This window comes from Ruegeria sp. YKSF131 (assembly GCF_059612645.1).
This window is the reverse complement of sequence record NZ_JBXWQZ010000063.1, coordinates 1-25,870: the sequence shown is the minus strand read 5'-3', so window position 1 is coordinate 25,870 and position 25,870 is coordinate 1. Positions and strand designations below refer to the sequence as shown.

The 25,870-nt window shown below is 55.1% G+C and carries 23 protein-coding genes; 9 read left to right on the top strand and 14 right to left on the bottom strand.

Annotation, left to right across the window (positions count from 1 at the left end; translation table 11 throughout):
• The coding region (locus AC2FLZ_RS18210) for a S41 family peptidase (protein ID WP_496882543.1) at positions 1 to 1,287 on the top strand (1,287 nt) is incomplete at its 5' end.
• A gap of 137 nt (positions 1,288 to 1,424) precedes the next feature.
• Here the strand turns inward: AC2FLZ_RS18210 and AC2FLZ_RS18205 are convergent.
• Both AC2FLZ_RS18205 and AC2FLZ_RS18200 read right to left on the bottom strand, forming a co-directional pair.
• The gene (locus AC2FLZ_RS18205) at positions 1,425 to 1,784 is read right to left on the bottom strand and encodes a hypothetical protein (RefSeq protein WP_480554921.1); all 360 of its coding nucleotides are present in this window, start codon (positions 1,782 to 1,784) and stop codon (positions 1,425 to 1,427) included.
• An 11-nt stretch (positions 1,785 to 1,795) separates the two neighbouring features.
• Positions 1,796 to 2,557: a DUF6478 family protein gene (locus AC2FLZ_RS18200; protein WP_480477194.1), complete on the bottom strand. Its 762-nt coding sequence runs from the start codon at positions 2,555 to 2,557 to the stop codon at positions 1,796 to 1,798.
• A gap of 250 nt (positions 2,558 to 2,807) precedes the next feature.
• Between AC2FLZ_RS18200 and AC2FLZ_RS18195 the strand changes: the two genes are divergently transcribed.
• The 4 genes from AC2FLZ_RS18195 to AC2FLZ_RS18180 all read left to right on the top strand — a co-directional run bounded on the left by AC2FLZ_RS18195 (position 2,808) and on the right by AC2FLZ_RS18180 (position 9,056).
• A complete protein-coding gene (locus tag AC2FLZ_RS18195) occupies positions 2,808 to 5,915 on the top strand; it encodes an ABC transporter transmembrane domain-containing protein (protein WP_496882542.1) in 3,108 nt (1,035 codons plus the stop codon).
• Positions 5,916 to 6,216: 301 nt separating this feature from the next.
• Complete coding sequence (locus AC2FLZ_RS18190) at positions 6,217 to 6,792, top strand: CPBP family intramembrane glutamic endopeptidase (RefSeq protein ID WP_496882541.1); 576 nt, start codon at positions 6,217 to 6,219, stop codon at positions 6,790 to 6,792.
• Between the two features lie 60 nt (positions 6,793 to 6,852).
• Entirely contained in the window at positions 6,853 to 7,785 is a 933-nt protein-coding gene (accD, locus tag AC2FLZ_RS18185; protein ID WP_480554924.1) for an acetyl-CoA carboxylase, carboxyltransferase subunit beta, read from the top strand.
• Positions 7,782 to 9,056 (top strand): bifunctional folylpolyglutamate synthase/dihydrofolate synthase, encoded by a 1,275-nt coding sequence (locus AC2FLZ_RS18180; protein WP_480519908.1) that lies wholly within the window; start codon positions 7,782 to 7,784, stop codon positions 9,054 to 9,056. Before accD ends, AC2FLZ_RS18180 begins: the two co-directional genes overlap by 4 nt.
• 61 nt (positions 9,057 to 9,117) lie before the next feature.
• Here the strand turns inward: AC2FLZ_RS18180 and zapE are convergent, their stop codons facing one another.
• Positions 9,118 to 10,176 carry a cell division protein ZapE gene (gene zapE / locus AC2FLZ_RS18175; protein WP_480506974.1) on the bottom strand — a complete coding sequence of 353 codons (1,059 nt, stop codon included), beginning with the start codon at positions 10,174 to 10,176 and terminating at the stop codon, positions 9,118 to 9,120.
• 149 nt (positions 10,177 to 10,325) lie between these two features.
• Between zapE and AC2FLZ_RS18170 the strand changes: the two genes are divergently transcribed.
• Positions 10,326 to 11,561 (top strand): MFS transporter, encoded by a 1,236-nt coding sequence (locus AC2FLZ_RS18170; RefSeq protein WP_496882540.1) that lies wholly within the window; start codon positions 10,326 to 10,328, stop codon positions 11,559 to 11,561.
• A gap of 62 nt (positions 11,562 to 11,623) precedes the next feature.
• On the opposite strand, the gene mtnA is transcribed toward AC2FLZ_RS18170, so the two are convergent.
• From mtnA to AC2FLZ_RS18145, 5 genes are all read right to left on the bottom strand, one after another.
• Positions 11,624 to 12,718 (bottom strand): S-methyl-5-thioribose-1-phosphate isomerase, encoded by a 1,095-nt coding sequence (gene mtnA / locus AC2FLZ_RS18165; RefSeq protein ID WP_496882539.1) that lies wholly within the window; start codon positions 12,716 to 12,718, stop codon positions 11,624 to 11,626.
• A 122-nt stretch (positions 12,719 to 12,840) separates the two neighbouring features.
• Positions 12,841 to 13,296 carry a YaiI/YqxD family protein gene (locus AC2FLZ_RS18160; RefSeq protein WP_480554928.1) on the bottom strand — a complete coding sequence of 152 codons (456 nt, stop codon included), beginning with the start codon at positions 13,294 to 13,296 and terminating at the stop codon, positions 12,841 to 12,843.
• Positions 13,293 to 14,750 carry a Si-specific NAD(P)(+) transhydrogenase gene (gene sthA / locus AC2FLZ_RS18155; RefSeq protein ID WP_480623176.1) on the bottom strand — a complete coding sequence of 486 codons (1,458 nt, stop codon included), beginning with the start codon at positions 14,748 to 14,750 and terminating at the stop codon, positions 13,293 to 13,295. Before sthA ends, AC2FLZ_RS18160 begins: the two co-directional genes overlap by 4 nt.
• A 3-nt stretch (positions 14,751 to 14,753) precedes the next feature.
• Complete coding sequence (gene fghA, locus AC2FLZ_RS18150; RefSeq protein ID WP_496716062.1) at positions 14,754 to 15,587, bottom strand: S-formylglutathione hydrolase; 834 nt, start codon at positions 15,585 to 15,587, stop codon at positions 14,754 to 14,756.
• 102 nt (positions 15,588 to 15,689) lie between these two features.
• Entirely contained in the window at positions 15,690 to 16,619 is a 930-nt protein-coding gene (locus AC2FLZ_RS18145) for an AEC family transporter (RefSeq protein WP_496882538.1), read from the bottom strand.
• A 145-nt stretch (positions 16,620 to 16,764) separates the two neighbouring features.
• On the opposite strand from AC2FLZ_RS18145, the gene AC2FLZ_RS18140 reads away from it, so the two are divergent.
• The gene (locus tag AC2FLZ_RS18140; protein WP_480554930.1) at positions 16,765 to 17,382 is read left to right on the top strand and encodes a TetR/AcrR family transcriptional regulator; all 618 of its coding nucleotides are present in this window, start codon (positions 16,765 to 16,767) and stop codon (positions 17,380 to 17,382) included.
• Positions 17,383 to 17,582: 200 nt separating this feature from the next.
• On the opposite strand, the gene crcB is transcribed toward AC2FLZ_RS18140, so the two are convergent.
• Together crcB and AC2FLZ_RS18130 are read right to left on the bottom strand one after the other, a co-directional pair.
• Positions 17,583 to 17,921, bottom strand: a complete 339-nt coding sequence (crcB, locus tag AC2FLZ_RS18135) for a fluoride efflux transporter CrcB (protein WP_496716064.1) — start codon at positions 17,919 to 17,921, stop codon at positions 17,583 to 17,585.
• A 20-nt stretch (positions 17,922 to 17,941) separates the two neighbouring features.
• Entirely contained in the window at positions 17,942 to 18,310 is a 369-nt protein-coding gene (locus AC2FLZ_RS18130; protein WP_480554932.1) for a fluoride efflux transporter FluC, read from the bottom strand.
• Positions 18,311 to 18,561: 251 nt separating this feature from the next.
• Here AC2FLZ_RS18130 and AC2FLZ_RS18125 point away from each other — a divergent pair, with 251 nt between their 5' ends.
• Complete coding sequence (locus AC2FLZ_RS18125; protein ID WP_496882537.1) at positions 18,562 to 20,142, top strand: FMN-binding glutamate synthase family protein; 1,581 nt, start codon at positions 18,562 to 18,564, stop codon at positions 20,140 to 20,142.
• A gap of 85 nt (positions 20,143 to 20,227) precedes the next feature.
• Here the strand turns inward: AC2FLZ_RS18125 and AC2FLZ_RS18120 are convergent, their stop codons facing one another.
• From AC2FLZ_RS18120 to AC2FLZ_RS18105, 4 genes are read right to left on the bottom strand one after another with little or no spacing between them, the layout of a single operon-like run.
• Complete coding sequence (locus tag AC2FLZ_RS18120; RefSeq protein ID WP_480477226.1) at positions 20,228 to 20,884, bottom strand: ABC-type transport auxiliary lipoprotein family protein; 657 nt, start codon at positions 20,882 to 20,884, stop codon at positions 20,228 to 20,230.
• Positions 20,881 to 22,197: an MlaD family protein gene (locus AC2FLZ_RS18115; RefSeq protein WP_496882536.1), complete on the bottom strand. Its 1,317-nt coding sequence runs from the start codon at positions 22,195 to 22,197 to the stop codon at positions 20,881 to 20,883. Before AC2FLZ_RS18115 ends, AC2FLZ_RS18120 begins: the two co-directional genes overlap by 4 nt.
• A 5-nt stretch (positions 22,198 to 22,202) precedes the next feature.
• Positions 22,203 to 23,018, bottom strand: coding sequence for an ABC transporter ATP-binding protein (locus AC2FLZ_RS18110; protein WP_480519932.1), 816 nt, complete (start codon positions 23,016 to 23,018; stop codon positions 22,203 to 22,205).
• A 1-nt stretch (position 23,019) separates the two neighbouring features.
• Entirely contained in the window at positions 23,020 to 24,144 is a 1,125-nt protein-coding gene (locus AC2FLZ_RS18105) for an ABC transporter permease (RefSeq protein WP_480519934.1), read from the bottom strand.
• Between the two features lie 257 nt (positions 24,145 to 24,401).
• Here AC2FLZ_RS18105 and AC2FLZ_RS18100 point away from each other — a divergent pair.
• On the top strand, positions 24,402 to 25,870 hold a 1,469-nt coding region (locus AC2FLZ_RS18100; RefSeq protein WP_496882535.1), incomplete at its 3' end, for an alkaline phosphatase family protein.

Sequence of the window (25,870 nt, the reverse complement as noted above, 5' to 3'; positions counted from 1 at the left end):
ACAACTCAGATCGCAGGACCCCTGCTGGCGCAGGAGGCCGAGAACAAGGCAAGCGTCTATGAACAGCTGGATTTGTTCGGCGACATTTTTGAACGTATCCGTGCACAGTATGTCGAAGAGGTTGAGCCCGAAGAACTGATCGAGGCGGCGATTGACGGCATGTTGACATCACTTGATCCGCATTCGAGTTATCTTTCTCCTGACGATGCCGAACAAATGCGCGTGCAGACCCGGGGCGAGTTTGGTGGGTTGGGTATCGAAGTCACGCAGGAAGAAGGCTTTGTAAAAGTCGTCTCACCCATTGACGATACCCCCGCCGACGCAGCCGGAATCGAAGCCGGGGATTTCATTACCCATGTGGACGGTGAAAGCATTCTGGGCCTGACGCTGGACAAAGCGGTTGACCTGATGCGCGGCCCGGTCGGGTCCGAAATTATCATCACCGTCGTACGTGAGGGTGAACCTGATCCCTTCGACGTCACTATTATCCGTGACACAATCAAGTTGACCGCTGTGCGCGCACGGACCGAAGGCACCAGTGTCGTGCTGCGTGTAACCACGTTCAACGACCAGACCTTCCCGAACCTGAAAGAAGGCTTGCAGGAGCAGATTGCCGAAGCAGGTGGCATCGACAAGGTGAACGGCTTTGTTCTGGACCTGCGCAACAACCCAGGCGGCCTGTTGACTCAGGCGATCAAAGTGTCGGACGCGTTCCTGAACGAAGGCGAAATCGTTTCTACGCGCGGCCGCGATCCGAACGAAGGTGAGCGGTTCAATGCAACCCCCGGGGATCTGGCCGAAGGCAAGCCGATTGTGGTGCTGATCAATGGCGGCTCGGCCTCGGCGTCCGAGATTGTGGCCGGTGCGTTGCAGGATCATCGCCGCGCTATCGTCGTTGGCACCAAGAGCTTTGGTAAAGGATCCGTGCAGACGGTCATGCCACTGCGCGGTGACGGTGCCATGCGCCTGACCACATCGCGCTATTACACGCCATCAGGACGCTCGATCCAGGCCCTTGGCGTCAGTCCAGACATCATTGTTGAGCAGCCTCGCCCGGCACCTGCACAAGAAGAGGATGAGAGTAATGTGCGGACCCGGTCCGAAGCTGACCTGCGCGGCAGCCTGAACAATGACAGCCTGAGCGAGGATGAAGTTCGCCAGATTGAGGAAGATCGCGCTAGGGCCGAAGCCACGGCCGAGCTGCGGAAAGAGGATTATCAACTAGCATATGCCATAGACATCCTTAAAGGCTTGTCAGCGTTCACCCCGCACGGGCCGTCCCAATAACCAAACCAATGGGCCGCGTACAACGCGGCCCTTTTCTTTCTGGCTCGCGGGATATTATTTCATCATCCAGCAGCTCAATACGCAGGCACCGCGCTTAGTGCACATAACTGAATGGATCATCGGACTTCGCAAGCGTTTCAGCCGTCTCCTCGGCTTACCCGTCGGAAAGCGCGTTTCAGCATATCCAGCTCCGCGCGCAAAAGATCCACTTCAGCCCTGAGATCATCGGCGGCTGGTTCACCTGCAATAATGGAGAAACTCCCAAGTTTCTCAACGCCGTCTGCGTCGACTATGACGAAGCTGTGCACGCCTTCGGACAGGGCTGTCACGGGTACCGGAACATTCAGGTCCCATCCGTTGTCTGCGGGCGAAAGCTCAACTCCCTCCAGTGCTTTCCCCAGATATCGAACCTCCAATCCCGGTTGCCGCTCGGCCTCAACATAACCGTGCCAAATACCGTTTTCGAACCGAATGAAGGTCAGGGATGTTTGTGTCATCTTTGATCGTCTCACAAGTCGGCGCGATGGAAACGGCAAAACGTAAGGTCTCGTACACTCATACGGTTCATTTCCGGTTTTTCGAAAATTAGATCCAGCCAGATCTTTTCGATCCTGCGTTCATTCAGGGGCAGGTGAGCCAAGTCAAACTCAACTGCGTTCACGGCGTCAGAAGGGTTCAGTTGCCGCAAAACCTGCTCCATATTGGGTCCGTGCTGAACATTGAGACGTGCGAACACACCCGATGGTTTTTCGCAGTCAATCAGGGTTTCTAACCGGATCAGATGCTCGCGTGTCAGGTCGCGGGCGGCCTCACGCGGCAAGTCGATCGATACCGACAGGAACGAACCCTCGAAACCAAAGACCTCGACCTCCAGACTGAACGGAGCCAGATCACTTGCCCCCCGGTTGCGGATTTGCCGCACGACGATTTCGGTCAATGGGCAGTCGTGAAACAAGCTGACCTGATCGTCCATAACCGTTCTACGGGGAACAGAGGCCATGCCGGATTGCAACAACGGCGCGCGCCAAAGTCCGGGCCGCCAGCTCCAGTCGGTGCCGACAGGCCGGTGAAACTGAGTTGATCCTATTTTCGGACGGAGCAGGCGCGCATCCGCCAGTTGGATCAGGCGATCCAGTTGCCCACGCAGACTGCGTGCCTGATCGCGTTTCAATCGCAACTCGGCTTGCGCCGAATCTGGCGCCTGCCGCACAGCCCGGCTCCAGCGGCCGAGCGTCCGGCGATGAATATAGCGATCCAGAATCCTGCGCATGGTCTCTTCGTCCGATAATGTCCTTCTTTAGTCAAAGAAATGAGTAGGAATAAACCCGCAATCACAAAAACACTACTTGAGCGCTACGTTTTCAGGTTGGTGGGTAAGCGTAAAAAAGATAGGTGCCGGATTGGGGGGCTGATGCCGTCAATTCTTGCAATACGTCGGGTCAGTGCTTACCGTCTGTTTCCTAAAAATGGGTTACCCCAGAACAGCCAAACATCAGTTCAGCTATCGATAAGGCCAGGCTATGGAGCCCACATTATTTTCTTTTATTTGGAAGTATTCGAAAAAACAGCAACTTGTCCTGTTGCTGCTAACGGTCCTGTCCTTCCCTTTTCTATATGCATCGCTGGAGCTGCCTAAACAAATCATCAATGACGCTATTGGTGCGCCGGGCGACACGGTGACAGTCTGGGGCATCACAGTGTCTCAAGTTCAGTATCTGATGATACTGTGCTTTCTATTTCTGGCCACTGTGATCGCCAGTGGTTTGATGAAGATGCGCATCAATACGATGAAAGGCATCTTGTCCGAACGTATGCTGCGCCGTCTTCGCTATACCCTGATTCAACGCTCGATGCGGTTCCCAAAGTCCTATTTCGCGACCACCAGCCAAGGAGAGCTGGTCTCGATGATCACATCCGAGGCCGAGCCGATGGGCGGCTTGATGGGGGATGCGATTGCGCAACCGGTGTTTCAGTTCGGCCAAATGATGACAATCGTCACCTTTCTGTTCATGCAAAGCCTCTGGTTTGGTCTGGCAAGCATCGCGCTGATCCCGCTTCAGGCCTGGTTGATCCCCAAGTTGCAACGCCAGATCAATTTGCTGAACAAGGACCGTATTCAGGAGGTTCGGCGCCTGAGCTCGGAAATCGGGGAAAGCGCGGCGGGCATCAGCGACCTGCGCACGAATGGCGGCTGGCGGTATCGTCTGGCACAGTTCAGCCATAGGCTGGGAACCTTGTTCGAGATCCGGTTCAAGATCTACAAAAAGAAATTCTTTATGAAGTTCCTGAACAATCTGATCACTCAGATGACGCCTTTTTTGTTTTATTCGGTGGGCGGATACCTGGCGATCACGGGCGAGGTGACAGTAGGTGCATTGGTTGCCGCGTTGGGCGCGTACAAAGACCTTAGCGGGCCCTGGAAAGACCTTCTGACCTACTACAACCAGGTACAGGATATGTCCCTGCGATGGGAAGTGGTTACTGAAAGATTTGCCCCGGACAACATGATTCCCGAAGAGCTGTTCATCGGTGAGCCGGAAACCATTCCGCATCTGACCGGTGATATCGAATTGCGCAATGTGACCGTACGCGATGGCGATGGCAAAACCATTCTAGAGGATATTGATCTGACTATCCCACGTGGCGCGCGTGTGGCGATTCAATCCACCCATGCGTCGGAACGCAGTGCATTGGGCCAGTTGCTGACCCGCGAGGTTCTGCCTGTTCAGGGCGATGTGATCATAGCTGGCCACAGGCTGGACGAATTGCACCAATCAGTTATCGCGGCCCGGATCGGTTATGCCTATTCACGCCCGTATCTGTTTGACGGGACTTTGGGCGATAACCTCATGATGTCATTGCGCACCCATCCACAGCACGAGGCAGATGCCATAAGAACCCCGTCCCGTCGTCAGATCGAGTCTGTTCGGGCCGGTAACCCACCAGACTCGCTGGAAGATGAGTGGATCGATCCGGGACTGGCCGGTCTGGACGATATTGATGGAATACGTGATTGGTGGTTCCAACTGGTGGAAGCCATGGGGATTGACGAGTTCATGTTCCGGCGCACTCTGCGCACCCAGTTTGATCCAGAGATACACCCGATACTGGCACAGGAAATAGTCAGGCTGAGAGACTCCATCGCTGAACGGTTGAAGGCAAAAGGACTGGATCGGTATGTTTATCGGTTCGATCCCAACCAGTTCAACCCGGCTGTCCCGCTTGGGGGAAACCTGTTGTTCGCGGCACCGTCGCGCGACATCTCTCCAGACATTCTGGCTGGCGACGCGCGGTTTGTACAATTGCTCAGCACCCATGATCTTGCAGATGACGCGATCAGCATATCGAATGCCGTCATGGATACTCTTGGCAAGACATTTGGGCGGGATGGGGCTGACCATCCCCTGTTTCTGCGGCTTGGCATGTCCAAGGACATGTATCATCGGCTGCTTGACATCCAGGACCGGCGCAAAGCCAAAGGGAATGCTGCGCTGAGCGATCAGGAGCGCGCCTTGCTACTGACAGTGCCTTTCCTTCTGACCGCAGAACAGATCGGTCCTGATTTCCCAGAGGAATACAAGGAAAAAATCCTTGCTATCCGCAAGACCCAGGCTGAACGGTTGCGTGGTGCAATGGACGGTTTGTTCATGTCTGTGGCGCCTGACATCTATGTGCCGCGCCTGACCGTGATGGAAAACGCGATCTATGGCCGGATATCTTTGATGGCAGGTGCCCATGCCGAAGATATCGAAGACATCGTTGCAGAGGCCATGAACGAAGCCGGTCTGCGCCGTCGAGCAGCGGCCATTATTTATGACCTTCCGTCCGGGCTGGGCGGCAACAACCTTCCAACTGTGTTTCAGGAGCGTGCCGCTTTTTCGCGCGCAGGCATCAAACGCCCCGACATTCTGATCCTGGACAAGGCGTTGGCCAGCCACGACTCGGAAAGCCGGTTGCGCACGCGCCTGAAACTGCGGGAGTTGCTGCCCGATTCCATCATGATTTTCATGGAGGATCATTTTGCGCACCCCGAAGCCTATGACTTGTTTGTAGAAATAAAGGATGGACGGATCGACGGCGTCTCGCGGAGCAGGCCAGCGCATGAGGACAGCACTTCGGACGATCTGAGCCGGAAACTCGAGATCCTGTCAGCAACGCAGCTGTTTTCTGGCTTGGATGGCAGAAACCAGCGGCTGCTGGCGTTTTCGGCGCAATGGTACGAGGCCAGCGCCGGACAAGTCATCTTTTCCCGCGGTCAGGCGCCGGATGCGGCCTATTTGTGCATTTCAGGACAGGCCAAACTGGATTGGTCCAACGAGGATGGAACGAAACGGACAATCTCGTTCATAGAACCCGGACGGCTCATCGGCGACCTGTCCATCATTACAGGGGAACCACGGCAGCTGGATCTGGTCGCGACGGAAGATAGCAGCTTCTTGCGTATCGGCGCAGAAGAGCTGCGTGCCGTTGTTGAAAGCGATGCTTCGGTCGCTATGCAGTTGCTGCAGACGGTTGCAGGGTATCTGACGACGCTCTCGAACAGGATCAGCGTGGCCCAGAACGCCGAAGACATGTTTCCGCCCGTGACAGATGAAACGGCGCAGGAAGGTATTGGTAAGAATGCCTAGAGCGTATTCGGCTCATGCGCGTTTGGTCGAAACAGCCCGCGCCAGACCCGAACTCTGGCGTCTTTTGCTGGGGCTGGCATTGATCGCCGCGCTGGTCAGCGTTTTGAACCTGGTGTTTTTTACCGTGATAACGGGGTTGGGCCCAGCGAAGTGGGGTCAGGAACTTTTGCAAGGCAACACACCTTTGGCGCTGCTTCTGATGCTGGCCAGTTTCGGGTTCATCATTCTTGGCGTGGCAGTGGCCGCGCGTCAGCTTCAGCACCGATCTTTGCGATCAATTTTTGGCCAACGGGGTCTGGTTGTGGCCCAATTTCTGAAAGTGCTGAAAGCCCTGCTTATCTTGGGCGCCGTCGGTGTCTTGCTGCCGCCCTACGGCTTGGGGGAATCTCTGTCAAAGAATCTGCCATTTTCAACTTGGCTCTTGTTGCTTCCGGTCTCGGTATTGGTTGTCCTGATTCAGACCAGCGCCGAAGAAGTTCTGTTTCGAGGGTACATTCAGCAAGCTCTTGCAGCCAGGTTTCAATCGCCCGTCATTTGGATGGGGGTTCCGTCTGTTTTGTTTGCCGCTGGCCACTACACACCGGAGATGGTAGGAGAAAATGCAATTCTGTTTGTGCTTTGGGCATTAATATTTGGGTTGTTTGTATCCGATCTCACAGCGCGCGCAGGCACATTGGGGCCAGCTATCGCCCTGCATTTCTTCAATAACATCATCGCATTATTGTTCATTTCTTTGCCAGATAACTTGAGTGGGCTGGCGCTTTTCTCGCTTCCCTTCGATGCATCTGACGCCGAACAGCTTCGTCCCTGGCTGATGGTGGATTTGGCTGTGATGTTCGTATGCTGGCTGGCAGCGCGGCTTGCGCTCAGGCGTTGATTGCATTTCTTCCCGTGGCGTCTTATTTGACGTCAACACCGCACAAGCCAAGGTTCCGACATGAACTGGATCACAAACTACGTCCGCCCCCGGATCAACTCGATCTTCTCTCGCCGCGAAGTGCCCGAAAACCTCTGGCAGAAATGTGACGAGTGCGGAACGATGCTGTTTCATCGTGAACTTGCGGAAAATCAGAACGTCTGTACCCAATGTGACCATCACATGGCGATTACCCCACGCGAGCGGTTCAATCACCTGTTCGACGGCGGTATTTTCACCGAGGTTGCAGTGCCAGCGCCAAAAGAAGATCCGTTGCATTTCCGCGACCAGAAGAAATATCCCGAGCGTATGCGAGCGGCGCAGAAAAAGACCGGCGAAAAAGAGGCGATGCTGGTTGTCAAAGGCGAAATTGGGCGCACGCCTATCGTTGCAGCAGCGCAGGATTTTTCCTTCATGGGCGGATCAATGGGCATGTATGTGGGCAACGCGATCATCGCGGCCGCTCAAGAAGCGGTTAAGCTAAAGCGCCCACTGATCCTGTTCTCGGCAGCTGGTGGTGCGCGGATGCAGGAAGGCATACTCAGCCTGATGCAAATGCCGCGCACAACCGTAGCCGTCGAAATGCTGAAAGAAGCGAATTTGCCCTATATCGTTGTGCTGACCCATCCCACCACCGGTGGTGTGACGGCGTCATATGCGATGTTGGGCGATGTCCACATCTCTGAACCGAACGCGTTGATCTGCTTTGCCGGTCCCCGAGTTATCGAGCAGACGATTCGCGAAAAGTTGCCCGACGGCTTCCAGCGGGCTGAGTACCTGCTGGATCACGGGATGCTGGACCGTGTCACCAAACGTACCGAGATGCGCGACGAACTGATCACCATCACCCGGATGCTGATGAACCAACCGCCGGCGATCAAAGGTGATCTGCCAGCACCGATCCCGGATGAAACGGCCAAGGTCGCGCAGGCCGAAGAGACCGGAAAAAAATGAACACCAAGACATCTGACGCCATCCTCGACCGGATGATGGCGCTGCACCCCAAGATCATTGATTTGACCTTGGACCGCGTCTGGCGATTGCTGGCCGCTTTGGACAACCCGCAGCTCAAGCTGCCTCCAGTTATCCATATTGCCGGAACCAACGGTAAAGGCTCGACCCAGGCCATGATCCGGGCGGGCTTGGAAGGGGCAGGGCGTTCCGTTCATGCCTACACTTCGCCCCATCTAGCGCGATTTCACGAACGTATCCGGTTGGCGGGCGAACTGATTTCGGAACCCGGCCTGACCGCGGTTCTGGATGAGTGCTACGCGGCGAATGGCGGCGAGAACATCACGTATTTCGAGATCACAACCTGCGCCGCCTTGCTGGCCTTCTCTCGCTGCAAAGCAGATTACACTCTGCTCGAGGTCGGTCTGGGCGGACGGCTTGACGCGACAAATGTGATTGATGAACCGGCGGTGACAGTCATTACGCCGGTTTCAATCGATCATGAACAGTATCTGGGCGACACCCTGGGAAAGATTGCCGCCGAAAAGGCGGGCATTATCAAACCTGGTGTGCCATGCATCGTCGGCCCGCAAGAAGACGAGGCGCTGGAGGTGATCGAGTACACAGCCGCCCGGTTGGGCGCACCGCTGCTTGTACATGGCCAGCATTGGCACGTTCATGAAGAAAACGGGCGCTTGATCTATCAGGACGAAACCGGGCTGCGTGATCTGCCGCTACCCAACCTGCTGGGTGCACATCAGTTCCAGAATGCCGGTGCCGCCTTAGCGGTTCTGCGTCATCTTTCAATGGGTGACGCGGCCTACGAGGCTGCCGTATCCAATGCCGATTGGCCTGCGCGTATGCAACGTCTCAAAACCGGCCCGCTGACCGAGCAAGCCCCTCAGGTCGAACTGTGGCTGGATGGAGGGCATAACGCGGCCGCAGGTATCGCGCTGGCCGATGTGCTGGCGAAAATGCCGCAACGTCCCACGCATTTAATCTGCGGTATGCTCAACACGAAAGACGTGACTGGGTATCTCGCGCCACTGTCCAGACAGGTTGCAAGTCTGACTGCCGTCTCCATACCGGGCGAGGCGGCCACGCTCAGCGCCGATGAAACCGCCGCCGCCGCCGCCAAAGTTGGCTTGCCCTCTTCGGTCGCTGCAAGCGTTTCGGATGCGTTGAAGGCAATCACGGATCAAGACCCACAGGCGCGTGTCCTGATCTGCGGCTCCCTTTATCTTGCCGGAAACATCCTGCGAGAAAACGGTTAAGCTTCATCTTTTCGCAAATACTCCGGGGGAGGCGTGCGCAGCGCGACGGGGGCAGAGCCCCCTACTTCCCCCAGTTCTGGTCCTGCATTTCCCGCAGGCGCGACGCAGTACGCTCAAACTCAAAGGTGCCTTCACCTTCGACATACAACATCTCGGGCTCTGCCGCAGCCGAGCAGATCAACCGAACTTTTGCCTCGTAGAGCGCATCAATCAGGATGACAAAGCGCTTGGCTTCGTTGAAGTTATTTCTCGACAGACGGGGGATGTCCTCAAGCACCAGCACTTTAATTGCTTCTGCGATAGCCAGATAGTCTGCCGGTCCCAGCATCCGGCCGCACAGGTCATAGAACGAAGCCCGTGCAACACCATTGCGAAATGCGGGCAGTTCGACAGCGCGGCCTTTGACCTGCAATATCAACGGATCGGCAGGACCGCCTGCAAGATCTTTCCAGACATCCCGTATTTTCTGCCGCGCTTCGGGCCCGATGGGTGTAAAATAGACCGGAGCACCCTCTAGTCTGTTCTGACGGTAATCCGTGGGCGATACCAGTTCCCATACCTGCAACTGGTCTTTGATATGGGCAATAAAAGGCAAGAATAATTGCCGGTTCAACCCATCCTTATACAGCTCGTCCGGATGCCTGTTCGACGTGGTCACAACAACAACGCCACCTTCATGCAGCAGGTCAAACAAACGGCCGACGATCATCGCATCCGTAATGTCAGTGATCTGCATCTCGTCGAAGGCCAGCAGGCGGACGGATTTCACCACCTCCTTTGCCACGGGTGCCAGAGCATCTTCGACGTTCTCTTTCCGGGCCTTGTGCATTCCGGCATGGATTTCCTGCATGAAGGCATGAAAGTGAACGCGCCGTGCGGGGACTTCACCCAGCGTGTCGACGAACATGTCCATCAGCATCGATTTACCACGTCCGACGCCACCCCACAGGTACAGGCCTTTAGGTGGAGGCGGAGCCTTGCGGAAAAACCCTCGTTTAACCGGCTCGGCCAGTGCTGCACGGATGCGCTCAAACTGGGGTAACACGGCTTCTTGAGCGTCGTCACGCGTCAGAGTTCCATCCTCGACGCGGGCTTCGTAGTGCGAAATCAGATCCGTCATGACCCAGAGCCTTACCCATGACCCAGCCCGTTGAAAAGAAGCCTTTTCCCTGACGTATCAAATTTGCTTATCCGTGACCGCAAATCTGTTGAATTGACGCAACCCGTAAATCCAGTACGGTCCGTCGGACCAAGCTACCCGAGGTCTCTATGCCGCAATCCACCCGCATGTTGAACCCGATCCTGATCGTTGGATGCATCATCATCACGGTCAGCTTTGCCGTGCGCGCGTCTTTCGGCGTGTTTCAGATTCCGATCGCCAGTGAATTTGGCTGGCTGCGCACGGATTTCTCATTGGCGATTGCAATCCAGAATCTGGCTTGGGGCATCGGTCAACCGATCTTTGCAGCTATCGCTGAGAAAGTAGGAGACCGAAAGGCCATTATCCTCGGCGCCTTGACCTATGCTGCTGGTCTGGTTCTGTCGGCCTGGTCCGTCACACCGCTCGAGCATCAGGTTTATGCGTGGCTGGTTGGGTTTGGCATTGCCGGTACCGGGTTCGGTGTGGTTTTGGCTGTGGTCGGTCGCGCTTCCTCTGATGAAAACCGGTCCATGTCGCTGGCCATCGTTACCGCCGCGGGCAGCTTTGGGCAGGTTCTGGGCGCGCCGACGGCTGAGTGGTTGCTGTCATTCCTGCCCTGGCAACAAGTCTTCGTCGTGTTTGCCGCTGCGATTCTTGCGCTGGTATTGACCTTGCCTTTCATGCGGGCGCCTCAACCAGCTTCAAAGGCAGAGTTGCAAGAAAGCATGGGAGAAATTCTGGGGAAGGCGTTCCGAGATCCTTCTTATGCTTTGATATTTATTGGGTTTTTTAGCTGCGGTTACCAACTTGGATTTATCACGGCCCACTTCCCCGCATTCGTGACCGAGATGTGCGGACCGATCCAAGCCGGCAGCGTGCTGCATTCCATCGGCATCACATCCACGTCCGCACTTGGCGCGGTATCGATTTCACTGATTGGTTTGGCCAATATCGCCGGGACCCTTGTGGCAGGTTGGGCGGGTAATCATTTTCCCAAGAAATATCTGCTGGCCTCGGTTTATGCCGGTCGGACGCTTGCTGCGGCGTTGTTCATCATTTTCCCGATAACGCCGTTGTCCGTTATTACATTCTCGCTGGTGATGGGGTCGCTTTGGTTGGCCACCGTTCCGCTCACGTCGGGTCTTGTCGCGCACCTCTATGGTTTGCGTTACATGGGAACACTCTATGGCATAATCTTCTTCAGCCATCAGGTTGGCAGCTTCCTGGGCGTCTGGCTGGGTGGGCGCATGTATGACCAGTATGGTGACTATGCCCTGGTCTGGTGGATCGGTGTGGCAATTGGGGCCTTTAGCGCCATCGTTCATCTACCGATCCGAGAGAACCGTCTGGCAGTCCCTGCCTGAAGTGACGTTTCGCGCTCGACCTACGTGCGCGTGCCAAGGGTAAAGCCGTGTGGGGTGTTAATCTAGCCGACTCGGTCCGGAAACAATCCTGCAAGGCCTTCGGCCGAGGCGGCACAGACGCCGCGTTCGGTGATAAGCCCCGTCACCAGCCGGTTGGGTGTGACATCAAAGGCAGGATTGCCACCTTCCGTCCCGTTCGGGGTGACGCGAACATCGGCAATATCCCCCTGTCCATCCACGCCCATGACATGGGTCACTTCTTTTGTATCGCGTTCTTCGATCGGGATTTCCGACACTCCATCCCGAACCGTCCAGTCAATCGTGGGCGAGGGCAGGGCGACATAAAACGGAACCCCGTTGTCCCGCGCCGCCAAGGCTTTCAGGTAGGTGCCGATTTTATTGCAGACATCGCCTTGTGCCGTGGTCCGGTCTGTACCGGTGATGACTGCGTCAACCAAACCATGTTGCATTAGGTGACCACCTGCATTGTCCACGATGTAACGATGGGGAATGCCGTGTTCACCAAGCTCCCAGGATGTCAGCGCCCCCTGATTTCGTGGTCGGGTCTCATCCACCCAGACATGAAGCGGAATGCCCGCGTCATGCGCATGATACATCGGGCTTGTCGCCGTTCCCCAATCCACCGTTGCCAGCCAACCGGCATTGCAATGCGTCAATAGCCGCACCGGTTCACCTGCGGGCTTTCGGGCTGCAATTTCTTTGATCAGTTGCAGCCCGTGGCGACCTATCGAGGCATTGATCTCAACATCTTCGTCTGCAACCTCCTGTGCCAGTGCCCAGGCCCGTTCAGCACGATCACTTGGGGCAAGTGGCATCAGCGAGTCGCGGCATCTGTCCAATGCCCATCGCAGGTTGATGGCCGTTGGCCGGGTCGCGTGCAATACGTCATATGCGGCATCGAACGAAGCGTCAGAGCTGTCACGGGACATCTGTTCGGCAATTCCAAACGCGGCTGTTGCACCAATCAGTGGCGCACCCCTGACCCACATGTCGCGGATCGCTGTCGCAAATTCATCCAGCGTTTTCAGGGTAACCACCCGAAAGTCATGGGGCAGCCAACGCTGGTCGATAATCCGAACCTCACCTGCCGATTTGTCCCACCAAATCGACCGGTAATGAGCACCCTGTACTTTCATAATTCGGTCTCCGTTTGCGAATAGCCTGATCAGAAGTCTTTCGCAGCCTGCGTTCTTTCGGCGGGCTTGTAAACGGGCGTTTCTGGTTACCGGCTGGCATTTTAGCTTGCCGGTGACTGCACTTATCCTCGGGTCGCTGCGCGAAGTTCCCGCTCTAACGCATCCAGAAACCTTGAACGATCTGCTTTGCTGAATGGTCGGCCGCCGCCTCCGGCCCCCAGCGGATTGGCGGCCCGCAGGTCAGCCATCAAATCACGCATTGCCAATTGCTGGCCTATGTTCGCTGCCGTAAAAGCTTCGCCGTTCGGGCGCAAAACTTGGGCACCCGCTGCGACGCATTTCGCGGCCAGAGGGATATCGGAGGTAACAACTACATCCCCTGCGCCACAGCGTTCTGCAATCCATTTGTCCGCTTCATCAGCACCTTCCGAGACCACGATGACCTGTACAAGCGGGTTTGCTGACGGTCGAAGACCGCCATTCGACACCAGTGCCATAGGCACCTTGTGTCGCGTAGCAACCCGTTCGGCCTCGGCCTTTACAGGGCAGGCATCGCCATCGACATAGAGCGTTGTCACGCCTTTTTGGCCTCTTTTTTCTCCGGTTCTGCAGGTTTCTTCCGCACCTTGAATTCCTCCGGGATCGGCATCCGGTTGAAAGCATCCAGCCCGGCGATCTTGTAAGCCTCGGCCAGAGTTGGATAGTTGAACGTGTTTTGAACGAAGTAATCGACAGTGCCCTTCAGGTTCAGCACCGCCTGAGCAATGTGGATCAGTTCGGTCGCACCTTCGCCCACAATCTGCACGCCCAAGACACGGCGGGTCTTCAGCGAAAACAGCATCTTCAGCATGCCGTGTTCCAAACCCATGATATGCCCGCGTGAGGTCTCGCGGAATCGGGCAACGCCGACCTCATAGGGTATGCTGCGCTCCTGAAGTTCTTCCTCGGACATGCCGCAGGTGGAAATTTCGGGAACAGAGTAGATGCCATAGGGGTACCATGGGCTTTCCGGCAGTGTAGGTGTCTCAAGCGCATGGCAGGCAGCCACGCGCCCTTGCTGCAGTGAAGTAGAAGCCAGCGAAGGGTGGCCGATCACATCACCGGTCGCATAGATATGCGGAACAGCGGTCTGATATGTCTTGCGGTCTACCTTGATCCGGTTGCGGTGATCGGTTTCCAGTCCGACAGAATCCAGATTGAGTTTCGATGTTGCGCCCATGCGCCCGGCTGCAAAAAGCAGCATCTCCGCCCGCACGTGGCGCCCGTTTTCTAGGGTCACTTCGACGTGCTCGCCCGCATCTTCAATCTTTTCGACAGCCGATCCCAACCGCAGATCAACACCGTTTTCGCGGATTTGATGGGTGAAATCATGGATCAAGCGGCAGTCGATGAAGTCCAGAAACGTATCCCGCGGCTCGATCAGCGTCACCCGAACGTCCAGCGCCGAGAACATCGTGGCGTATTCGACCCCAATGACCCCGGCACCGATAACAACCAGTGAACGCGGGATTTCTGCCATTTCCAGAAATTCGTCGCCATCAACCACTGTCTTGCCGTTGAACGGAACATAATCGGGGCGATAAGTTTTGGTTCCCGTAGCAATCAGAAACTTGGCCGCTGTTATTCGGGTAGTCTCGCCAGCATCAGTGGCGACTTCCACTTCGTGCGGTCCAATGAACCTTGCCAGACCGTTCAGCGTATCGACATGGTTCCGGTTGAATTGATGTTCCAGCACGTCGACCTCGTGATCAAGGGTCATGTGCAGGCGGGCTTTCAGATCCTCGGCGCGGATCTGGTCTTTGACCCGATAGGAACGGCCATAAAAGCTGCGCTCGCGCCAGCCCGACAGATTCAGAACCGTTTCACGCAATGTCTTGGATGGGATTGTTCCGGTGTGAACGGATACCCCACCAAAACGGTCTTTGCGGTCGATCACCAGAACCCGTCGCTTGAGCTTGCCAGCCTGAATGGCAGCGGAACGCCCCGAAGGCCCGGATCCGATGATGACCAGATCATAGTCGTATTTGCTCATCCCTCAGTCTCCGTACAGCGCTTCGGCGTGGAAAACGATGTGGTCTTCCATGAAGGTAGATACGAAGAAGTACGAATGGTCATACCCCGACTGGAGGCGGAAGGTTGCTTGCTGGCGACGCTCAGCGATGGCTTGGGTAAGCGTTTCGGGGCGCAGCAGGTCCATGAACTGATCATTGGTGCCCGTATCGATCAGGACGGGACCGTCGAAACCGGTTTCCTTCATTAACAGGGAAGCATCGTGTTTGGCCCAAAGGGATTTATCATCCCCCAGATACGCGCCAAGCTGTTTGCGCCCCCAGTCTGCACCCGTCGGGTTCGAGATGGGCGCAAAGGCCGAAACCGAGCGGTACCGTCCCGGAAGGTTCATGGCCAGTGTCAATGCACCATGCCCGCCCATGGAATGACCGGTTATGGCCTGACGTTCGCTGTCGATGGCAAAGTTTTCGAACAGCAAGGCGGGCAATTCGTCGGCAATGTAATCCCACATCCTGAAATGCGGTGCCCAAGGCTCCTGCGTGGCGTTCACGTAGAACCCAGCGCCCTGACCCAAATCGTAGTCGTCGTGATCCGCAACACCTTCACCGCGTGGCGAAGTGTCGGGAAACACCACTGCAATGCCCTGTTCCGCAGCCCACGCCTGTGCGCCGGCTTTTGTCATCGCGTTTTCATGAGTGCAGGTCAGACCAGACAGATACCACAGAATCGGAACCGGGCCATCTTTCGCCTCGGTCGGAAGAAAAAGGCCAAACGTCATGTCGCATTGGCATGCCGACGAAGCATGGCGATACACGCCTTGCACTCCGCCGAAACAGGCATTTTCCGAAAGGGTTTCCATCAGGCATCGTCCTTATTCTAGAGTCGCAACATGGCTAACGATCCACGGACCCGGCGTAAAGTCCGAGTGCCTTTGGTGTGAGTATTTTTAAAAAGGTGAAGGTCAGGGAGTTCCTAGAGTCGCAATAACAAGCGGTATTGTTACAATGCTGACGAGCGTCGACAGCAAAATAGCAGCCGAGGCACGCTGTGGGGCAATGCCGTAATGCGCGGCCAACATATAGACATTTCCTGCTACGGGCAGAGCGGACGCCGCAATTGCAATGCTTGCCGGGAATGTTTCGACCGGGATCAGCCAGATCAGGGCGATTGCCACGAAAAGCGGGTGGAGCACCAGCTTGCAGAAACTCAACCAGGCTGCGATCTGAATTCTTTCTGCGGATTTGCCAGCCAGGGACGCGCCGATTGCAAAAAGCGCTCCGGGGGTAGCGGCACCACCGAGAATGGTCAGAAAGCTGTTCAGCGGATCGGGAACCGGGATTTGCAGGGATGACCAGACGAGCCCGGCAGAGATCGAGACAATCATCGGGTTCTTGAGCAGACCCATTCCAATCAGTTTGAAAGTGGCTGGCGTCAGCCTTCCGTCACGCCCACCGTTGATCAGGATCACGATCAGAGACGAGAATACAACCAGATCTACGGTCAGAACCAGCATGACCGGGCCAATAGCTGCTTCGGTGAACAGCACCGCGAGCATTGGCAGGCCAAGAAAGCCAACGTTTCCAATGGCAGCGCACTGTGCTTCAACCGCCGAAGTCGGCACATCAAGGCTGCGAATCCACGCTACGCAAGTGGCTATGCCATAAACAGCGGCGGTGCCTATGAGGTAACCGAAGATCAGTCTTGCGTTAAAAATCTCTGCAAAGGGCAGGGTCGCCGCAAATCGAAAAAGCATTGCCGATAGTGCGAAGAAGAATACGAACTTGGTCAGATATGCGGTTGCTTCGGCCGTAAAGAACCGTGTGCGCCCAGCCCAAAAGCCAAGGCCGATGATCGCAAAAAAGGGAAGTGTACGAAAAAAGATATCGGCCATGGGCCAAGTCCTAACACGGTTTGAAACCGTCGCAAGAGACCTGCGGCACAATTAGAGCATTGCCAGATATTAGCGAAATACGAGAATCCTTGTACCTGAACCGAACGGTTTATAAACTGTGTCAGGTATTGCTCAAGGAGATGACATGACCCAGACCGCCACCATCCTGCGCACAGGCCGAAAGTTCGATCAGGTTTTGCGCGGGGCCCGAGAGGTTTTCATGGCGGATGGATTCGAGGGCGCAAGCGTGGATGATATTGCACGCGCGGCTGGGGTGTCAAAAGCAACCTTGTACAGCTATTTCCCGGACAAGCGTCTTTTGTTCATGGAAGTTGCGCAAACGGAATGCTGTCTGATGGCTGAACGGATCATCGCGATGATTGACGAGACCAAACCCGCCCGCGAAGTGCTGATGATCGCGGCCACGCAATTGACGGCGTTTCTGGTTTCAGATTTCGCGCAGCAAGTTTTTCGGATTTGTGTTGCCGAACGGGACCGGTTTCCGGAACTTGGCCGCGCATTTTATGAAGCGGGGCCGCAAAATGGCCAGCGTCAAATGGCGGAATATCTTGAAAAAGCCGTGGCCAAAGGTGAGTTGGCGATTGAAGATGTTTATATCGCGGCTGAGCAGTTCTCCGAGCTTTGCAAGGTAAGAATCTGGACCCGGGCCGCATTTGGAATTCAGAATTCGTTCAGCAAAGAAGAAATCACCGAAGTGGCGACACAAGCCGTGGATATGTTTCTTGCCCGTTATGGGGTCTGATCCGATTAAGAAATGGCCCATGTCCGGGTCAAGGACACAGGCCATTGCTCACACACCAGAACACTCGATGCAGTTCAGCTTAATGCAATAAGTCTTTTCAAACTCTTTATTTGTCAAAGCGTTGGCGTGGCTTGGGACCCAACGTTGGTCGGAAAGAAAAGCAAATCAGTGTTCGAGTTTATTGCCCAGCTTGGTAAGCTTCAGCGCGTTAACAGCAGGCCAAGCCAGAAAGCGAACCAGCACAGAGCAAGGCTGAACAGAATATTGCCTGCTGCCAAAAACAATGTGCGTTCGCGGTGAAGCTCGAGCGATTGGTAGGCAAAGCTGGAAAAGGTTGTAAAACCGCCGCAAAACCCGAAAACAAGGCGTTTTTGGTCCTCGGCTATGTCTACAGGACCTCCCAAATACCCCACCCAGATCCCCAGCAACAAGCTGCCCAATACATTTACGAGCAAGGTTGCTAGTGGCAAGTCGTGCCGAATTTTCAGCGCCAGCCAATGGCGCATCACGGCCCCCAGACCCCCACCCAACGCGAACATGGAATGAAGATACAATTCGCTCATGACGGCGACTTTTCAGAGTGAAAATGACGACCAAGGCTTTCGCCAATCAGCGCGGCCGCAAGGCCAAATGAAACTTCCAGCCCGATTGCCAGGGACGTTACCCATAGGCCGCCTTCGGCCATACGTTCAAGATCAGCAACAAAAGATGAGAAGGTCGACAATCCGCCGCAAAATCCGACGGTGCCAAGATACAGAACATGCGCGTGCACCTTATGGCGCACGGAATACAGCCAGCCCAGAACAAAACAGGCGGTCACGTTGATGCCGAAAGTCGAAGTTAGAAAGCTGAGGCCGGGGATTTCTAGTGCAAACGCCTCACGCAACAACGACCCAAGCGCCCCACCGACGAAGACGGACAGAAACATCACGCTTTTTCGTTCACGCCAGAGGTGGGAGTGTGTGTTTGCCAAGGATCGGCCCTTTGTCGTCCGGTTAGCGTGATTTATCCGCTGGTTGCACTGGGTTCAACAGTTGGTCCGTTCGTAACATGATTTCACATTTGCGTCCCTCAGCAGACATTTTACCGCTGACACTTGAAATAAAATTTCAATCTGTTTCACGTTGAGTTCTGACAGCATGGCTCATCAGCCCGATAAAAACACAAGGAGTTTGGAACATGATTGTACGCAGAATTTTCTTTTTTCTAAGCTGTGTCTGTCTGCCAGTGGTTCTGATCCTTGGGTTCTTCTGGTCGCCTGCCCATTGGCTTCTGATCATTTTGGTGCCGTACGCGATCATCGGTCTTTATGATGTTTTGACGACCAGGCACAACGTCCTGAACAACTATCCGGTTCTTGGCCATTTCCGGTACATGTTGGAATTTGTAAGTCCGGAAATTCGCCAGTACTTCGTTGAAACCAACGAAAGTGGACGGCCTTTCAACAGAATTGTCCGAGGGCTGGTTTATTCTCGGGCCAAGGGGCAGGTGGACACACACGCGTTCGGCACGCAATACGACATTACCGAAACCGGGTATCATCGCGCCAACCACTCACTTGCCCCCAAACATGTAGACAAAAGTGAAGAACGCATATTGCTGGGCGGTCCACAATGTACGCAACCATACAGCGCCTCGCGTCTTAATGTGTCTGCCATGAGCTTTGGCGCGCTCAGCGCCAACGCCATCCGCGCGCTGAACGGAGGAGCCAAGGATGGGGGGTTCGCGCATAACACCGGAGAGGGCGGTCTGTCACCGCATCACCTGGCTGAAGGCGGAGACATCATCTGGCAGATCGGGACGGGTTATTTCGGGTGCCGGACCCCGGCTGGTGGATTTGACAAGGACAAGTTTGCCGAAAAGGCAAGAAAGGACGTGGTCAAGGCTATTGAGATCAAGCTGTCACAAGGTGCAAAGCCCGCCCATGGCGGTGTTCTGCCTGCTGCCAAAGTTGATGCTGAGATTGCCGAGATACGTGGTGTGCCAGAACATCAGGATGTGATTTCTCCGCCCACCCACAGCGCATTCGATGGGCCCACGGGTTTGATGCATTTTGTCCAGCACCTGCGGGAAATGTCAGGTGGCAAACCTGTCGGTTTCAAACTGTGCATCGGCAGGCCGTCCGAGTTCATGGCGATCTGCAAAGCAATGCTTGAAACGGGTATCTTGCCGGATTTCATCACGATTGACGGGGCAGAAGGGGGCACAGGCGCAGCCCCGGTGGAATTTACCAACCGGTTGGGTATGCCCCTGAACGAAGCCTTGATCTTTGTCAGCAACTGTTTGCGCGGTGTCGGAGTGCGTGACAAGATTCGGATCATCTGCTCCGGCAAAGTGGCGACCGGTTATGACATGGTCGAGAAGTTGGCGCTTGGTGCAGACATGTGCAACTCGGCGCGCGCGATGATGTTTGCGGTTGGTTGCATCCAGGCATTGCATTGCAACACAAACCGTTGTCCATCAGGGGTGGCTACACAAGATCCCATCCGCGGGCGCGCCGTGAATGTGCCGCAGAAACGTCGGCGTGTTCATCGCTATCACGATGCCACGCTGGAAAGTTTCCGCGAGCTTTTGGGCGCCATGGGCAAGGAAAAAGCATCCGAGTTACATCCCCGTGATATCTTGCGCCGCACTGCGGACGAGCATGAGCGCAGCTATGCCGAACTTTATACCTATTTGGAGGACGGCGCCTTGTTAAAGGACGACATTCCCGAAGAATTTGCAGATGATTGGAACCGAGCTTCGGCCGCACAATTCTGAAAACCACATTGGGTAGAGCAATGTTTGGTCATGTGAAAGCGCGTCTGTAATTGCCCGCTTTTTCCGCCGTCTTATGCGGCTTTCGTTATCTGGGAATGGATCGCGGGTTGTTTGCCACGTGGGTATTGATCTTGCGAATGCTCCATTCTACAGAATCTCGCATCGCGCGCCCCAAAGCCAGATCAAACGCGTTGATCAGATCGGGTGTCTGATCGCTTGCCGCCACGACGTTTTCCTGGAACGAGCTGGACGCAATGATCTTGTCTTCGTATTCGTCGATCACCTTGATGTTAATACGAACTTCGACGCGAATTTTGGTTCCATTCTCGGTGTCTTCGATCACGACCCCCTGAAACTCTCGAAGGTCCGGGGCGATTACGTAATCGGCTCGCAGACCAACGGTTGAGCGTCCAACAGCTGCGACTTTGCCCGAGTTCTCAAAGCTTTCGACCAATAGGGTTTGAACGATCAAGGGCGCGCGATCCACCCAGCGGGCGCGGGGCAAATATTGAACCTGCAACGCGGTAGGTTGAATGGCAATCTGATCCGTGTTCACTGCGGCAGTTGCCGTCGGTTCCTGAACGACGATCTGCTTTTCAATCCTGGGCAGCGCTGAGGAAAAAGTGCTTTTAGGGGTCAGCAGATACAAGTCATTCGGTTTCGCCGCTTGTTTCAACGTGCCCAGACCAGCGCAGCCGCCAAACAACACGACCATCAACATTGCAAGTGCAGGCTTGATCATTGACGGAACTCCGATGCTTGGGTGCCCAGAAGGAAACGTGCCGGATCGCGTTCAACTTTGTCTACGAGGCGATCCAGACTGATAACAAGACGCTGGGATTCTTCGATAAAACGAACAAACTGAGGCAACCCGACACGCAGGAAGTCTGACACTTGTCGGCGGTTGCTCTGCACGATGTCGTCGATGGTTCCCAGCAATTCGGACGCGGAATTTGACGCGCTCAGGACGTCATCCGAGATCTGATCGATCTTTTCCGTTATGCCCGCGACGGTTTCGGTCACCTGATTGGCCGCCTTCCGGACATCTTCCGCAACAGGTGCCACGTCTTCCTCCATGACACGATTTGCAGAGTCAAAAGCGGATTCTGCCGAAGCCAGCGCCCCCTTGGCGGACTCCATCGCCGTAGTAATCGAGCCAAGCGCCGTATTGGCGTTCAGAACGGTTTCGTTCACAATTCCAAGGGTAACGCTGCCTTCATCAGACAAAACGGTCAATCGTTCAGCCAGTTGCGAGCCTCGCTCGATGAAAGGCTTCACGTCCTGCTGCAAAATGCGGTCAGCCGTCTGAAGGGTTGTTTTAGCATCGTCCAGCGCGGTCTTGGCGGACCCGGAAGCCGTTTTGACGGCTTCCAATGTTTCCGCACCAGTTTTGAGCGTTGTTTGAGCAGTTTCGATCAGTGGGTCCAGCCGCTTTGAAAACGCGCCAATATCCTGTGCAGCGCTGCCGATGTCATTTGCCACGGATTCAAAACTTGTCAGTGTTTTGTCCAGTTTACCTGTGGCCGAAGCAAGATTGTCCAGAATACCGCTCACAGCTTCCCGGTTTTTATCATCGACGACTTTGTTCAGGTTCTCCAAAAGCGTTACGGCTTCATCCAGAACTTTTGGCGCGCCTTCGAACAGGGATTGAATTGTGCTTCGTTTGCTCTTGATAATGCTCTTTTGTGGCAATCGTTCGGCGTTAGCGGATCCCCCTGTCAGTTCGACATAACCAACACCAGTCACACCAAGTGACTGAAGCTGTGCGATTGTATCATTGGTTATCGGAATGTCTGCGTCCACTTCGATCCGCACGCGAACCTTTGACGGATCATTATCATCCAGTTGCAAGGAAACGACCTGCCCGACCGGCAGGCCGTTGAAGTTCACGCCGCTGGCTGCCGACAGACCTGCGACATTGTCAAATAGTACATCGTAATAAGCGTATTGGCGCGTGATCTCAAACTTGGCGAGCCACAGGAAAAAGCCGAATGCGCACAGCAACCCCGCAAGGGTAAACGCGCCGATCAGTATATAGTTCGCCCGGGTTTCCATTGCCTTTACCTGTTTTGCCCCTTCTGTTGTGCCGCGCGGGCGCGGGGGCCTGTGAAGTATTCCTGTACCCAAGGATGGTCGACCTTGGTCATATCCTCAATCGGACCTTCAACCAGCACGCGCTTTTCTGCAAGCACTGCAACGCGGTCGCAGATCGCGTAAAGACTGTCCAGATCATGGGTGACCATGAAAACGGTCAACCCAAGTGCCTGCTGTAATTCGCCGATCAGTTCATCATACGCCGCTGCGCCGATCGGGTCCAATCCTGCGGTTGGTTCGTCCAGAAAAACGATCTCGGGGTCAAGAGCCAGCGCCCGGGCCAGCGCAGCGCGCTTGCGCATGCCACCCGACAGTTCTGACGGAAACTTGCCGCAACTCAGCTGTGGCAGTCCCACGAGGCTGATCTTCAACGCACCCAGAGACTCCATTAGTTTTTCGCTGAGACCTGTGTGTTCCCGCAACGGAGCCATCACGTTTTGCAGCACGGTCAGTGACGAAAACAGTGCCCCGTCCTGAAAGGCAACACCCCAGCGGCGTTCGATCCTGCGGCGGTCATCCTCTGGGCCATTCAGAACATCGACACCCAGCACCTCGATTTCTCCGGCGGCGGGTTTGTTCAGCCCTACGATAGTTCTGAGTAATACGGATTTACCGGTGCCCGACCCGCCAACGATTCCCAGAACTTCTCCCTTCCAGACATCAAGATTCAGGTTTTCGTGTACGACCTGGGTACCGAACTGAGTTCGGAGCCCGCTTACACGAATGACAGCCTCACGGTCTTTAGTTGTGGCGACTGATGGCTGTGGTGTATCCCCGGTCATGTCATATTCCGATCTCTGAGAAGAAGATCGAAAACAAAGCGTCGATTGCGATCACCATGAAAATGGATTGAACAACTGATGCTGTCGTACGTTGACCGACACTTTGGGCGGACCCTTTGACCTGCATTGCCTGCCAGCAGGCAATAACGCCAATAACGAGCGCAAAGAACGGAGCTTTGATAAGACCGACCGCCAATTGCCAGACGTCGGTGTTTTCCTTCAAGCGAGTAAGAAACATGCCGGGGCTTACACCCAGGTCGATCCAGCTCATCAATGCGCCACCAAACAGACCCGCGATATCGGCGACAAAACCCAGTATGGGCAACATGATCAACAAGGCCAAAACGCGGGGAATGACCAGAACTTCGATCGGGTCCAGACCCAGTGTTCGCATTGCGTCGATTTCTTCCTGCACTTTCATCGAACCGATAGATGCGGTGAATGCAGAACCCGAGCGCCCGGCAACAATAATTGCCGTCAACAATATGCCCAATTCACGCAGAACCGAGATCGAGATCAGTTCGACAACGAATATCTCAGCTCCAAATTGCTTCAGCTGGGTTGCGCCCTGAAAGGCCAGTACGACACCGATCAGAAATCCCATAAGGGCCACGATTGGCAGTGCTTTGAACCCGGTCTCTTCCATGTGTGTGACCAGCGCTGCCTTGCGCAGTCGCCATGGCATGACAATGGTACGAAACAGCCGATGCAGTGTCAGACCCAGAAATTCGAGGATGGAAAGCGTATCCCGCCAGGCACCAACAGTGATGTGACCCATTTGTGCGATCAAATCCAACAGACTTCGCGGTTTATCAAGTTCACCGGGTTCGTCGGGTATGCTGCGGGTTACAGTATCTATCAGAGTGGCATGTGCCGGTTTCACCCCTTGAAATTCAAGTGTTGCACCTTGCGACGTGAAGCGTTTGCCAAGGTCCGCGATCAGCCAGGCACCGCCGGTATCCAGGGCTTCGACCTCGGACAGATCGAGAACAAGCCTGTCTCCGGTTGGGCGGACAGAGGCAAAACCTTGTTCAACGGTTTGAAGCGATTGCGTGAGCAGCTCTCCGGATATGCGTACACGAGTACCGCTGGAATCGTGTTCTGAGATTATCGAAGGCTGCGTCATGAGGTCATGTGAAGTGAAACATTCAATGACCGCAATGGCTTTGTGCCGTTGAACATCTTTTTGCGGCGCCGGATGGCCTTGACGTCACGCCGACCGTCGCATTGAAGCTATGCTGAACAGGTGCTTGCCAGAAGTTATCGCGCAGCGACTTTGCCGGGATAATACGCCTTTGTCCGACCGACAAATCGGTTGCGCTATGGCGGGAAGCAATACACATTCCGCGTTGTTTGTTACGGCGCGGAATCGGAGAAGTCGGTATGCATCAGACCAAGAACGTCTTGTTTGTCATCATCGATCAACTCAGAGCGGATTGCCTGTCCGGGGCCTTGGCAGACCATGTGAACCTTCCGAATTTGCGGGCTTTTATGGATGAGGCCGTGACCTTTACCCGCCATTTCTCGGTCACCAATCCCTGCGGTCCCTCGCGTGCATCGATTCTGACCGGCCAATATGCGATGAATCATCGGTCGGTTAGAAACGGAACGCCGTTGCGACACGATACTCCGAACATTGCCACGGAAATGCGCAAAGCTGGTTACCTGCCAATGTTGTTTGGGTACACAGATACCTCCGCCGATCCGCGCGTCCATGATCCCAATGACCCTGACCTCAAGTCTTACGAACAGTCGATGACCGGGTTCGTTGAAGTTGTCGAAATGCGCCTTGAAGAATCATATCCATGGCAAGCCCATCTGATGAAAAAGGGGTATCAGTTCGAAAAGTACTGGGACGTCTACAAGCCCGTTTCGCCCGATGGTGGACACCCGCAGCTGAATGATCCCGCGCTGTATCGGGCAGAAGACAGCGATACAGCCTTTCTGACCGATGCCTTTCTGGACGGAATCGCGCCTCATCGTGGAAAGGGTTGGTTCGCCCATTTGACCTATATCCGCCCGCATCCGCCGTTGGTCGCACCGGCCCCCTACAATGACATGTATGACCCGGCGGACATCCCTCTGCCGCACTGCTTGCCGAGCGCAGCAGCAGAAAAAGCGCTGCATCCGTTCTTCGGACCAAAGCTGGATACCTATAGCGCGAAAAAATTCGTTCACGGTTTTGATTACGTTGAACCTACGGACGAAAACAATCGCACTTTGCGTGCTATATATCTTGGCCTGGCAACAGAGGTTGATCACCACATCGGTCGTGTTGTCCAGTACCTGAAGGACAGCGGGCAATACGACGATACACTGCTGGTTATCACCGCCGATCATGGTGAAATGCTGGGGGATCGACACAGCTGGGGCAAGATGACGGTCTACGATGCGGCGTATCACACACCGCTGATGATCCGTTTGCCCGGGAATGAAGCTATGGCGGGAAGCAAGATCACCGTTCCAACCGAGTCTGTGGATGTCACACCAACCATATTGGACTGGATTGGACAGGCTGTTCCGAACGCTATGGATGGACTGTCCTTGCTGCCATTGTTGCGGGGTAATATCCCAGACGATTGGCGCGACTATTCTTTCAGCGAACTTGATTTCTCAGAACCTGAAAACCCGACGTTATGGCAGCAAGAATTGGGGACCGGTAACAGCGACTCGTGTTTGGGAATATTGCGGGATGAACGGTTCACCCTGGTCGAGTTCGCTGCCGACCTGCCCCCGATCCTGTTCGACCATCAAGGTAAGGGCGAATTTGAGAATGTCGCGGAGAATCCGGATTTTGCAACAGATCTCGCACGGTTAGGCCGACAGATGTTGCGCCACCGGATGAAAAATAT